We start from the raw sequence: 13,321 nt of genomic DNA, 5'->3' as shown, positions 1-13,321 counted from the left end.
CAATTATAACAAATAGAGGGGGTCATTGTTTTTTTTATTATAAAAGTAGCTTAAACCCTTGCTAATGCAAGGATTCAAATAAATAAAACAAAGATAGTGTTAACACTATCAGCAATAATCCAGAGGTCAATTCTATGAAAATCATTACAAGGGTTGTGAGAGTTATTTGTTTCCACTTTGGAGTATTGTAAGAATAATAAATATTTATTAAGCTTATTAATATTCCACCAATACCCCCCATTATAATACTTGACCAATTGCTATGCCCATTAAAGACTACTTCGATGAAATAATATGTTACTCCAAAAACTAAAAATAGAACCATATACTTGATTGATTTTTTCAAAATATCAACTCCTAACTAATAATAATTATATAAAAGTAACCTTGTTTACATCATCTATATTAATACTGTTAACATAGACTCATTTAGTTATCTATATGTTATTGGTTAAGCCGCTAGAATGTGATCCTATGTTTAAAACACATTATGCAACATACTCCCTACTAACTATATGTTAACACTGTTATTAAATTGTTGAACATTCTGTCTTGGTGTACGTAAATCTGTCAAAATGTCAAAGTAAGCTTTAATGATCACTTGCCTTGTTGCTGTTGTAAATTATTTGTGGTTGGAGGATAATGATATTATGTTATCCATAAATAATGTACTAGAAAAAATTTAACTTGATTATAAGACGTTCAAATACTCGTGGAGCTAGCATTCCAGAGAATAGAATAATAATCAAAACTGGAGTGATCATACTATGAGTTATATACAAAAAGGAACCGTAGCTTTCCGAAAAACTTGCGTGGCATTATTTTTTGCCGGTTTCAGCACGTTTGCTATCATGTACAGTACACAACCTTTGTTACCGGTGTTTTCTCGGGTATTTCACATCCCCCCAGCCGTGGCCAGCCTGTCCCTTTCACTAACGACGGTTGCCTTAGCTGTTAGCATGTTATTTGTTGGTTCCCTATCCGAAGTCAAAGGACGAAAGCCTCTCATGATATTCTCTCTCTTTGCTGCATCCCTCCTGGCAATTCTTATCGCTTTCGTGCCCAACTATCATATCTTACTAATTATCCGTGCCCTTGAAGGGATAGTCCTTGCAGGCTTACCCGCTGTAGCAATGGCTTACCTCAGTGAAGAAATTGAACCTGCTAGCTTAGGTATAGCGATGGGACTCTACATTAGTGGGAATTCAATCGGTGGTATGAGTGGTAGAATTATTATCGGGATGCTCAGTGATTACACTAATTGGCGGGTGGCATTGGGTAGCATGGGTGTTCTGAGTATCTTTGCGAGCTTGATATTTTGTTACCTACTGCCAGAATCGAAACACTTTCAACCTCGCTCCTTTGAGATTAGAAAATTGCTGAAATCGATGACTAATCATCTTAAGGACCCCGGATTACTTTGCTTATATGGAATTGCTTTTTTTTTAATGGGCAGTTTTGTCACACTCTTTAATTACATTAGCTATCAATTGATGGCGCCACCTTATTCGCTCAGTCAAACAATAGTTGGCTGGATTTTCGTAATTTATATCGTCGGGACATTTAGCTCGACTTGGATGGGCCGCTTGGCAGACAAACGTGGACGTGGCCAAATGTTATGGGTAGCTTTACTCATTATGGCCTCAGGTGCAGGAATTACCTTTGGAAAACCATTAACACTCAAAATCTTGGGCATTGCGATTTTTACCTTTGGTTATTTTGGCAGTCATTCGATTGCCAGCAGTTGGGTTGGCAAGCGGGCAATTCATGACAAAGCGCAGGCCTCATCTCTCTATCTTTTCTTTTTTTATGCAGGTTCGAGCATTGGTGGAACCGTTGGTGGCATTTTTTGGTCTACCTTTGGCTGGGGTGGCGTTATTAGCATGATCTTAAGTTTTTTGTTACTCGCTCTTATTCTGTCAATTCGTTTGAACTCGATTGAGCCAAGTATCAATAGGCAGGGTTCCTTTATATGCACCAATAAGAACAACAACTCCTAACCCTGTATTGAACTACACTAAATACGGACATAATAATTCCCCCAATTGTAGGATTATAAAACTATGATTGGGGGAATTATTATGTCTGGTAAAAAGCACAAAAGACAGTTTGAACATGTAATTATAAATGAAGTTAAAGAAATGGTATCAGAAATGTTCTTATATACCTTTAAAGTTTCATTGTCATCCATTTCTTTTTTATCCACAGTAATATCAGAATACTCAAAACTTGTATAGCTAAGCCCATGTCCAAAAGGAAATAGTATTGATTGTTCCTTTTTGTCATAATACCTATACCCTACAAATAGTCCTTCCTTGTACTCAACTATTCATAGTACAACTACCTTTGTAGATACCAGAATTGCTACTTACAAAGGTAGAGAACCAATTTTCAAATAATTTAATCCCTTATACTTGAACTTTATATTATAATTAGTATATAAATAAACTATAATATGATATATCTAAAAATTATGATAATTATAGATTGAGGAGGGAGAAAATCATCATGTTTAAACTTGACAACAGTAAAAAATTATATCCACTTTGGGCAATGTTAATTGGGCTAATTTCATTCTTGATAAGTGGAATTATTATAGGTTTAATAAGTTTAATAACAAGTGAGGGACTAATATTAATACTTGGGGTTCCTATTGGCAGTTTGCTTATGTTGTTTGTACTGCATAAGTTAGACAAAAGCAATCTTTTAGCAGTAGTTATTCGGAGTGAACTTGGAGGGTTCATAGGTTTTTTTATGGGATTTATGATAGGTGAGTTATTAGGTGGGGTTGTTGCTTTCTTCTTTCCTTCTTTAAGTGACATGACACAAATAAAATTACAAATAATGCCGAATATAGTTGTACTTATTGTTGCGAATGCAATTTTTGGAGCTTCCCTGGCAGATTTATTCTATGGTCGTAAGTCAATTTGTTTTTTTGCTTTAGTATGTGGAATAGTTTCCATCCCATTTGGACTATTGTTAAGTATTCCAATTGATATAGCTTGGATTAGCTTTGACCAGAATTTATTATTCATTGTAACGTCCTTCGGCACAACTACAGGTCTTTCCATTGGTTTATATAGTTTGTTGAAATTAGGAAATAAAAGTTAATTGATTAGATATTTAGTTCACAATCTTCGTATATAGTTCATCAATCATAAATTATTAGGTAAAAGTTTATTGGCTTGTCTATTTTTACGACAAGCCAATTTTATATTCTTTCACCTCAATATTGTCTAACATAGCCTAATATTAATACTTACTTATTTATAATAAAACGAGCAATACCATATTTTTATTTATATATCATAATCTCCTAGTTTTCTTTCATAATCTTCAACCATACGTTTAACCATTTCGCCACCTACGGATCCATTTTGTCTTGAAGTTAAATTACCTTTGTCAATTTGATCATAATTATCAATTCCTAAATCACTAGCAATTTCAAGTTTAAATCTATTTAATCCTTGTTTTGCTTCAGGTACAAGAGTTCTATTTCTATTTGCCATCTTTCATTCCTCCTTATTAACTTCTATAAAGTTATTATGTGCAAATTTAATTTAACTATGATAGGTAAGTGAAGGATAAGAATGAAAAAAATAAGTGTGGATAAATAATTAATAAAGCTCTATATCAACTAAAGTATTATTTATAGCGCAGTATATAGTCCCTGAAATGGGAGTATCCATAACAAGCGTAATACTTTCTGCAATTTTTATTACTTTGACACTCTACATAAAAGGATTAATACATGGGTAAACTCTAAATACACCCCATTAATTACGATTTTAAATAAAAAAAGAAGGGCGCTAATAGAGATACTAATTTCTGAAAAAGCTATACTATTAGATTTATTAAATCACTCTTAATTAACAAGAAAATATAGCTGAAAGAAGATAACAATTCAAGGTTATTATCTATCACAGCTAAATATAAGGAGGATTTACAATGAATAAATTTCAAAAAAAAGTTGAAGATGTAATGGAATCAATAGAAGAATCAAATTCTTTTAAATGCGAAACAAGAATTGATTTAAAAATAGTAGCAAAAGCTTTAGTTAAAACCAATGGAACTATTCCCGATTTTAAAAAGTATAATCTAGCTTCAAAACATTGGAAGAGTGCTAAAAAATTTATAGTTTGAATGAAAATAAGAAAAATATTATATAACTACCATCATATACAACCCACAAGATTTTTGAAAATATCTTGTGGGTTTGTTTATAATTATTGTATTAGATTGTTGATGTAGTATTTTCGGATATTTCGGAAAGTGCTTCACCTGCTTCATTTCCGAACTTAGGATCAACCGCCAAATCACCAAGAGAAAGTATTCCGACAACGGTGTTGTTATCAACTACTGGTAATCTTCGAATTTGATTTTCTGCCATCAAGTTTGCTGCTTCGTGTACATCCATATTCAAATTACCTGTTATAGGGTTTGAGGACATAATACTACTAACTTTAATACTTGAAATATTTTCACCTTGCGCTATAGACTTAAGTGCTATATCACGGTCTGTAACTATCCCAGCAATTTTACCATCTTTGCATACCGGAATTGAGCCTACATTGTTTTCCTTCATAAGCTGTACTGCTTTTTCAACAGTGTCATCAATATTCAAACTTGAAACTTCCTTAGTCATCACGTCACATATTTTCATAAAATCACCTCCAAATTATATTTTACCCAAGAGGTGTTTTTTTATTTATGTTTAAAACTTTTTATATTAAAGTTTCCTTCTCCATGTATCATGTAACTATTTTATTGATACATTATTTTAATAATACTAAATTAGATATAGCTGCGAATTGAAGTATTTTTTCATTCAATATTCTTCATGCTCTTCTGTTCTTGTTTTATTATTTCACCGCTACACAAAAGCATCACATACCTGGGTATCACCAGCGAATTCACAATACTTGCACTGCTTACTATACAATTCAATATTAAAATCTAAACTAAAATCATAATTATCCAATCGGCGTGTTAACTCCATAATTTTTTCTTCATAAATTCTATGAATACTCTCAGAATAATTAATAGTGATGATATCCTCTTTAAACTGTGGTTGCCAAAATCTCATACTTATATTTTCAAGACATATATCTCTATCAAATATTTCTAAAGACCTTTCTCCTAATATATACATATAAACAATAGCTTGCATTCTCTTACTTACTTCCTTATAATCTAGTTTCCTATTTTCTGTCTTCCAGTCCCATATTTCTATTTTATTATTTGGCTTAATAATTATTAAATCATACTTTGCTTGAATCCTAATATTATCTTTTCTCATTTTAATTTCATATTCCGGCAAATATATATTTTCATCTAAAATAGTAAATTTCTCTTTCAATGAATTTGTCCAATCGAGCAATTCAGTATTACTATCATTTATGACCACAGGAATATTTGAAAAATATCTTTGAGCGATAAGATGAAAATCTAGTCCCATATTCATATTCTCATAATAATCCTCATCATTTATTGAATCTTTTTTCCATCTGATATTATCCAAATATTTTATTTTAAATTTAAAAGGACATTTATCAAAAGTATTTAAAAGATTTTGACTATAGTAGACATGATTTAATTTTCTAATGTCTAACATTTACCATCGCCCCTTTGCCTATTTATGTAATCTTGAAGAACATAAAAATACTTTGATGGTTTATTTTCATTCCATTTTCCTTCATTAGACTGTGTTGCCATTAAAATTAAATATTCTTTGGCCCTTGTTATCCCTACATATAAAAGCCTTATTTTTTCATTTATTATTTGTATTTTAGCTTCTTTTAATGGATCCTCACAAATATTATTACCTAGAATTTTAGCAATTTCAGATTTACAAAGAATTGTTGGGTTTTTAAATTCATCTTTCAAATAATAATAGTCTTTAAATTTTTCGGTTGTCATATATGGGTATTGATAGGATGTAATATTTAATATTAATACACAATCCCATTCTAGCCCTTTAGCTTTATGACAAGTAGATACTGTTACTCTATCAGGGGATGGCTCATATCCTTCTAGGTCGTATATTATACCTGAAATATAATCCAGTACACTATTCTTTCCATCTAGCAATTGCTCTGCTACATAAGCTAAGGAAAATTCACTATTATCTTTAGAACTAAATCTAACATATGATGCAACAGCCTCTGCCATTGCTCTATTTTCAAGACTAAAATTTAGAACATCGCTAATATATAAAATCAGTCTATCAAAATGTGTCTGAGGATATTCAAATATTGTTTTAATTAAATCCATGGAATTTATAAATTCTTTATACACCTTGGAGTTTAATATTTCTCCTGGAATATCTAGCTCATTTATGTTACCTCCACTTGGGTACAGAAGCTTTTCAACATCATAACTGCAAATAAAATCGAACAATTTTTCACTTTCTTCATTATGTTCTTCTATAAACACATTCTTAATTAAATCTTTAAATATAGCACTATCTTGTGGCCTTGAAATAAATTGCAGTATATATCCCAATGTACTCGTAACTTTAATTTTTTTATCTGATTTATTTGATAACTCATCACATTCAATATTATAAGCTCTAAGTTTATCAGCTATTTCCCTAACTTGATTATTAAAAGGAACTAATATTGCGCAGGTTTTACTAGGGAATTTTTCTTTAAATTTCACAGCCACGCGAACAGCTTTTTTAATTTCCTCCTCTTTTGAGTTACACACCATAGTGCTTATACCATAGTTATCTTGGCTTGTTTCAACTTTATCATTCAAACTTTTAATTTTTTGATCTACTAATGCAACTCTACACTTTTCTTCTCCATGTTGACTATTTGTATACTTAACTAGTTCATTTGCTAAATCAATAATATGATTTGTACTACGCCCCGCCATGAACATTTTGAACGCATTATCTGCATTCCCACAAAACTCCCTAAAAAATTTAGGGTCAGACGCTGTAAATGTTCCTGTTATACTTTGATTAACATCCCCAACTCTTACTAAATTACCACTTTTATCAGAAATTAAACTTAGTATTTTTCCTTGAATTAAATTAGAGTCCTGGCATTCATCTTCAAAGACAAAGGTATATTTTTTTTGTAACTTTTCTCTAACTGTGTCATCTGTTTTTAAAAGTTTATACGCAAGAATTAGCAAATCATTGTAATCTAAATACCCCTCACTTTTTAAAATTTTAGTGTAAGTATCATAAATTTCAGATATATGTACTAAGATGCTATTTTGATCTAATAATTTTATATCTTCTTTTAATTTTTCAGGAGAAATGTCATTTATCTTTAATTCACCAATAATTGTATCCACAGTTATAAAAAAATCATTCCACCACTTATCTTGTTTCCCTGCATATTTATTTAAGGCTTTATCCGATATCATCTCCTTAAATGCATTCTCTCCTCCCTTCCTTCGCCAATGTGATATGCAATTATTTAAATATAAACTTTTATTAACATCATCCAATATTTTAAATTCCTCATTAACTCCCATTACATCTGGTCTATCTTTTAAGATTTTTAGTGCTAAACTATGAATAGTCATGACTTCATAATCGTTACTTGCATTTATCCCCTTATTTTGTAACACCTTAGATATTCTATGTTTAAAGTTGTTAACTGCACTATTCATAAAAGTTACTATAAGTATTTTACCAGGTTTATGTACTTTATCTTTTATAATTTCACATACTAGATTACATATTATGAAAGTCTTTCCTGCTCCTGGAACTGCTGGCACTGCCATAGTTCCTCCTCGATATTCCATTATAGGCAATTGATCATCTCTATAAATTATTTCTTTAACTTCATTACTTATATCTTCATTCATCTCCTTTATCAATAGTTTCACCTCTTTCACTTAATATTTCTATAAGTATATCTGCAAATATGCTTTCTTGCTGGAATCCACTCAAAGAATATTCACTACCATATATGTATAATTCACCTCTGCATTTTCTTAAAAGGCAATTAACAACTGACATCAGAATTCCATATACATTATTATTTTCTTTCTTTTCAGTATATATATCATCAATATTCCAATTACTTTTTAATACATAAGAATTTGACAATTCCCCTGCATTTCTAGGACGCCACATATTACTGTTAATATCTGTCCATATCTGAACCTTACTACTTAAATTAGAGGTTACATAAGTATAAGGCGATGTTAAAACTATACTATTATCTTGTAGTAACATTTCCTGAATCTCATTCATCGAATAAAATCCACTTCCTTCGCCTCGAATAAATTCTATAAACCTCTCCTCTGAGGATCTTCCTTTAAATTCTAATTTATCTAAAGTATTTACGAAACTTTCGCAGCTTTCATATAAACTTATATATTCCTCTATATGTTCTTTAACTTTTGGTAGGATTATAAGCACTTGTGAAAATGCATTTCTGAAAAATTCGCCTAGTGAGCCCTTGTGATCCATTAAATTAACTTTATAATTTTCTATCCATTGTTTTAACTCATTATATTTACCTGCTGCCTCGTCCCCTACTCTATCTTCAATTTCGATACTAAGATCTTGTAACCCATTCTCTTGTGCTAAAGGATAAAGCAAGGAACTTCTAATAGCATCTAGCCTTAGCATAAAAGAAAAAAAGTTCTTATAATCTTCCTTAGTTAACCTTATACTTTTATAATCATTACACAATACTGCGAGTACTATTAATGGGTGTAAATATTCATTGTCTATAAATCTATCCTTTTTTGAAGTCTCCATAACTGATATTCTTAATTCCTTTGCTTTTTTCTGAAGCTCATAGGAAATAATGAAATCATTAAATGGACATATTATTGCTATGTCCTTTGGCTTAAGTCCCTGATTTAAGAGCTCTTCAACTTTTAGAATTATTTTCTGAACCATTTCCGATCTTAGTTGTGATGACATATCTATAAAGGCTGGGACATCTTCATTTATTTTGTCTTCCATATAGGGAGTGTGCGCCCTGTTATCTATTACACTAGCAAGGTTAATAAAATCATCATTGCAGCAAAAATGATTATCTAAAGTAATCTCTTGATATTCAATGTTTAATTTACTCTTCAAATAATCAGTATTGGCTCCATAATAACTACACAAGCCGCCTTTAGGATTATAAAACAAATATGCCTTATCCACATTATTAATAATCTTAAATACTAATTCTTGCTCTGCAGGTGGTGCCTCATCTATATCGTCTACTATAAGATATTTTATATTATTTATACTATTATATCTTGAATCATGAAGTAAATAATTATTATATAAATAAAAAGATAGTCCATAATCTACAACACCATTACACAATAATTTTGAGATATAATAACTAGTTACTTCGTCCAATTGATTATATGTTTCTTTAATTAAGAAATCCTTTACCTCTAATGAATTATAAAGCCTAGTTCCTATCTCATCAAAAGGCACTAATGATAGTGCAGCATTATTAATGTTAGAAATTAAATCTGATGCTATTTTTGAAGAAGTTGATGTTATATCTTGAAAGTATCCTTTAGCTTTTCTAAAATGCTCTACTAAGGCTTTCATAGCATAATTTGTAGCATCAAAAGATGCGAACTCAGGCTTTAATATATTAATTTTTATTTCCTTGCAATCCTCTACCACATAGGGCCAATAGAGAGATAGTTCTCTCCTAATAAATCCATAGTAGGAACTTTTTCTAATCTCACCAGTAGTATTAAAAATCATATCTTTGGTCCATGTTATATTTTGATATTTATTCATAAATAAGCATAATATATTTGAGCTTTTAATGTTTTCATTTTCTATTAGATCCTTGTATTTAGAAACTGCAAGAGTTGTCTTGCCACTTGCTGAATTCCCTTTAACTAAGATACATTTCTGATTAAATTCATTCTCATTCAATTTATTGTGGACTTCTGTATAATTCATAATATCAACTCCATGTAATCCTTTATTTTTGTGATTTTTATTTATAACCATTTTGTTACAATAGACCAACCTATATATTTAGACTCTCTATTTTACCTCAATTATACAATAAAAAAAGGCTAATAGTAGATTTTCAACTAAAGCCTTTAAATAAAAAATTATATATCAGGGAATTTATAGTATAATTAATTTATAAAGTTAATTCATAATTGTATTCATATTGCGACGTGACTTTTGAAAATGAAAATACGAATAAAATTCTTTAACAACTGAATAATATTGTAAAATAATGAGAAATAAGGTTTTATATTTTTAAGGAGGATTAATATGAATGAGATAAACAATTTAATTTTAGAAATGTTTAATTTTGATGCAGGTGAGCCAGAGTTAATTCAACATTTTATAAAGGTACACGAGTTTGCAAAGCTGATTGGCAACATGGAAAACATTTCATCTGATAACATGGAAATTTTAGAGGTGGCAACCATTGTTCATGATATAGGGATTAAAGTTTCTATGAAAAAATATGGAAAATGTAATGGTAAGCTTCAGCAACAGGAAGGACCTATATGTGCAGAAGAATTATTAAATAGACTTGAATTTAAGAAGGAGGTAATTGAGAGGGTAAGTTACTTGGTAGCTCACCATCATACTTATTCAAATATTGATGGGATTGATTATCAGATTTTAGTAGAGGCTGATTTCCTTGTGAATTTATATGAAAATCAAAATGACAAAGAGACTATACAAAATACTTATAACAAAATTTTCAAAACTGAATCAGGACGAAAACTTTGCAGTCAAATGTTTATAATAAAAGATTAAAAACTTGTTAATGGGTATGCCAACTATTAGGACTAATCATCTTCTTTTTAATGAGATAAAACCACTTAATAATACAAACATTGTTCTTCTCATGCTTTGTGTTTCCCCATTATTCATATAAAACTCATTGTTTAAATCCTTACTACTAAATTCCTTAAATCTTTTATTTTTTAAATTTAATATTAATTTCAACTATTTCAGAACGGCTTCCTAATCTAATTGGCGGTCCCCAAGTTCCGTAACCTGAAGATACAATATATTTAGAATTATTCTTTTCTAGATAACCGTAATCTAGTTCAAATATTAGGCTCGTTACAATATTTGCAGGAAATAGCTGTCCTCTATGTGTATGTCCTGATACTTGTAAATTAATACCCTGCATCTCGGCATCACCTAACTTTATAGGCTGATGATCCATTAATAAAAGCGGCTTAGACTTATCTAAGTCTTTTGTTATATATGATAGCTCTTTTCTTTTAACATTCGTTGACGACTCTAGAGATATATCATCCCTTCCTATGACATAAAAACTATTATTAATTAATATTGCTTTATCTCTCACTATATTTATACCTGCAGCATTAAAAACCTTAACACCATCCTCTACTTTACTTCTCATTCCATCATGGTTTCCAAGACAAGCATATACTCCATACACACTTTTAAGTCTTTTGAAGTTATCGCTCATCTTTTCTTTTACAAAAGGTTCAAGACTACTATCAATTATATCTCCAGGTATTAGCACAATGTCAGGATTTAGATTATTTATTTGATTTACCATCTCAGTAAGTCTTTGATTATTTACTACTGAGCCAAGATGAATGTCTGAAACCATAACAACCTTAAGCGTCTTTAAATTACCAGTAGTCTTATTTATTTTTAAATCATATTTTGTTACCTTAGCACTGCGTCCACTCCAAGTACCATATACCATTACACCAATTAAGAGTGTAACTACTACTATTGATATTATTGATGGATAATTAGAGTTGTCAGATAAACTCCTTGGAATAAATGAAAATTTTTCATTTAAAATTTTTAACAAATCTATTGTAGGCAATATTAAAAGAAGATAAAATATCATTCCCATCCAGTATGATCCTATAATGTTCAATGTATTTAAAACCATAGATGGTATATATGAAGACAACAGCATGCTTATGATGTATGCTATAGCTACTAGTATAATCAGTAACCAATATACTTTATTATTTAAAAATGGAATATGAATCCCTATGCTTTGCCATCCTCTAAGCCCTATATAATAATTTATTCCCCCATAAAAGAGTAGAAATAAAATAGCAATCAGTAACATTAATTTGTTCATTTTACACCTCTCAAAAGCTTATCTAATCAATTGTATTATAATTTAAATTACTATATATGTAAACTAATTTTATTTATGATAACCTTAATTAAATTTTTTGCATTATTATTTTGCATTATTATATTGTAAGAAGCAGTTCACGACCCCCGGGGATTTTTATGAACGAAGTGAATTTGCTACAACTTTACTATCTTATGAGTTATATTCTCCAAATGTTTTATAATCACTTTATTTTCTTAATGAAGTGAATAAAATTTGCGTAATAGTCAATAATTTAAATATACCAACCTCATAATTGAATTTATAAAAATACTGCATTGGGTCCCCCCTAAATGCAGTATTTTTGTTTTTTATATACAAATTTACATGATTTGATATTTTTAAACTATCACTTTAACTTATCAATGTTTCCTGATTGAATATATTTAATATTTGCTTGGATTTTTTCATATGGCCAATTCCACCACTTAATTTTAAGCAATTTAGCAATTGTGTCATCATCATATCTTTTCTTTATGCCTTTTGCGGGTACTCCTCCAACAATAGTATATGGCGAAACATCCTTGGTAACTACTGCTCTAGTTCCAATAATTGCACCATCTCCAATTTTCACACCTGACATGATTATAGCTTCATATCCTATCCACACATCATTTCCAATTTCAATGTCACCTTTATTATCCCATGCTTCTTTTGGATCTAAAGTCTCGTTCCACTCTTCACCAAAAATAGGGAATGTATAAGTAGATAGTGATTTCATTGTATGGTTTCCACTAGTCATGAGAAATTTTGCTCTGCATGCAATTGAACAAAACTTTCCAATTATCAATTTATCATTATTAATAGGATAATGATACAATACATTATTCTTCTCAAAATTTCTTGAATCATCGTAAAAATCATTATATATTGTATAATCTCCAACTTTTATATTAGCTATTGTAATTACATTTTTAAGATACACTGTTTGGTAATCATTACTTCTTGGATATATTTTATTTAAATTTGGAATAGTCATATTTGAATCTCTCCTTTGTATTATGATACTTTAATGCCTATTCCATTATTACAATGCATTTTTTCATACAATCACCCCTCAAATAGTAACCATTATATATAATATCATATTAACACATGGGATGCTGGTTGGTATCAACTCAAAGGACTATTAAAAGCGTATCTGCCAGAAGGGTTAAAGGAATTCAACATTTTATATAAGAAATTTGAGGATAGAATGAGGCCATTGGTTTATGAGTTAGGTTTTTTGT

At 30.1% G+C, this 13,321-nt stretch carries 13 protein-coding genes; 5 read left to right on the top strand and 8 right to left on the bottom strand.

The annotated features are described in order from the left end of the window. Nucleotides 1-61: 61 nt before the first annotated feature. On the bottom strand, nt 62-346 hold the full coding sequence (locus LGK95_RS20625; RefSeq protein WP_226126784.1) for a hypothetical protein: 285 nt from the start codon (nt 344-346) through the stop codon (nt 62-64). 421 nt (nt 347-767) lie between these two features. Between LGK95_RS20625 and LGK95_RS20620 the strand changes: the two genes are divergently transcribed. The 3 genes from LGK95_RS20620 (at nt 768) to LGK95_RS20610 (ending at nt 3,111) form a co-directional block, all read left to right on the top strand. Continuing rightward, nucleotides 768-2,000 carry an MFS transporter gene (locus LGK95_RS20620; RefSeq protein ID WP_226126783.1) on the top strand — a complete coding sequence of 411 codons (1,233 nt, stop codon included), beginning with the start codon at nt 768-770 and terminating at the stop codon, nt 1,998-2,000. Between the two features lie 81 nt (nt 2,001-2,081). Continuing rightward, complete coding sequence (locus tag LGK95_RS20615; protein WP_226126782.1) at nt 2,082-2,237, top strand: hypothetical protein; 156 nt, start codon at nt 2,082-2,084, stop codon at nt 2,235-2,237. Between the two features lie 271 nt (nt 2,238-2,508). Next, nucleotides 2,509-3,111 carry a hypothetical protein gene (locus LGK95_RS20610; protein ID WP_226126781.1) on the top strand — a complete coding sequence of 201 codons (603 nt, stop codon included), beginning with the start codon at nt 2,509-2,511 and terminating at the stop codon, nt 3,109-3,111. 188 nt (nt 3,112-3,299) lie between these two features. Here LGK95_RS20610 and LGK95_RS20605 read toward each other — a convergent pair whose 3' ends face one another. Then, a complete protein-coding gene (locus LGK95_RS20605; RefSeq protein ID WP_226126780.1) occupies nt 3,300-3,509 on the bottom strand; it encodes an alpha/beta-type small acid-soluble spore protein in 210 nt (69 codons plus the stop codon). 439 nt (nt 3,510-3,948) lie between these two features. Here LGK95_RS20605 and LGK95_RS20600 point away from each other — a divergent pair, with 439 nt between their 5' ends. Continuing rightward, nucleotides 3,949-4,143 (top strand): hypothetical protein, encoded by a 195-nt coding sequence (locus LGK95_RS20600; RefSeq protein WP_226126779.1) that lies wholly within the window; start codon nt 3,949-3,951, stop codon nt 4,141-4,143. A gap of 91 nt (nt 4,144-4,234) precedes the next feature. Here the strand turns inward: LGK95_RS20600 and LGK95_RS20595 are convergent, their stop codons facing one another. From LGK95_RS20595 to LGK95_RS20580, 4 genes are all read right to left on the bottom strand, one after another. Beyond that, a complete protein-coding gene (locus LGK95_RS20595; protein ID WP_226126778.1) occupies nt 4,235-4,663 on the bottom strand; it encodes a CBS domain-containing protein in 429 nt (142 codons plus the stop codon). A gap of 210 nt (nt 4,664-4,873) precedes the next feature. Then, on the bottom strand, nt 4,874-5,614 hold the full coding sequence (locus LGK95_RS20590; RefSeq protein ID WP_226126777.1) for a PD-(D/E)XK nuclease family protein: 741 nt from the start codon (nt 5,612-5,614) through the stop codon (nt 4,874-4,876). Continuing rightward, a complete protein-coding gene (locus LGK95_RS20585; protein ID WP_226126776.1) occupies nt 5,608-7,827 on the bottom strand; it encodes an ATP-dependent helicase in 2,220 nt (739 codons plus the stop codon). Before LGK95_RS20585 ends, LGK95_RS20590 begins: the two co-directional genes overlap by 7 nt. Continuing rightward, the gene (locus LGK95_RS20580) at nt 7,820-9,901 is read right to left on the bottom strand and encodes a hypothetical protein (RefSeq protein WP_226126775.1); all 2,082 of its coding nucleotides are present in this window, start codon (nt 9,899-9,901) and stop codon (nt 7,820-7,822) included. The genes LGK95_RS20585 and LGK95_RS20580 overlap by 8 nt, the downstream gene beginning before the upstream one ends. Before the next feature lie 327 nt (nt 9,902-10,228). On the opposite strand from LGK95_RS20580, the gene LGK95_RS20575 reads away from it, so the two are divergent. Beyond that, nucleotides 10,229-10,726 (top strand): HD domain-containing protein, encoded by a 498-nt coding sequence (locus tag LGK95_RS20575; protein WP_226126774.1) that lies wholly within the window; start codon nt 10,229-10,231, stop codon nt 10,724-10,726. A 163-nt stretch (nt 10,727-10,889) separates the two neighbouring features. Here the strand turns inward: LGK95_RS20575 and LGK95_RS20570 are convergent, their stop codons facing one another. Continuing rightward, nucleotides 10,890-12,053, bottom strand: a complete 1,164-nt coding sequence (locus LGK95_RS20570) for a metallophosphoesterase (protein WP_226126773.1) — start codon at nt 12,051-12,053, stop codon at nt 10,890-10,892. A gap of 388 nt (nt 12,054-12,441) precedes the next feature. After that, complete coding sequence (locus LGK95_RS20565) at nt 12,442-13,071, bottom strand: CatB-related O-acetyltransferase (protein ID WP_226126772.1); 630 nt, start codon at nt 13,069-13,071, stop codon at nt 12,442-12,444. Nucleotides 13,072-13,321: the final 250 nt, after the last annotated feature.

This window comes from Clostridium algoriphilum (assembly GCF_020443705.1).
GTDB lineage: Bacteria > Bacillota > Clostridia > Clostridiales > Clostridiaceae > Clostridium_AD > Clostridium_AD algoriphilum.
Note: the sequence above shows the minus strand (reverse complement) of the source record. Positions and strands in the feature narration are given on the sequence as shown.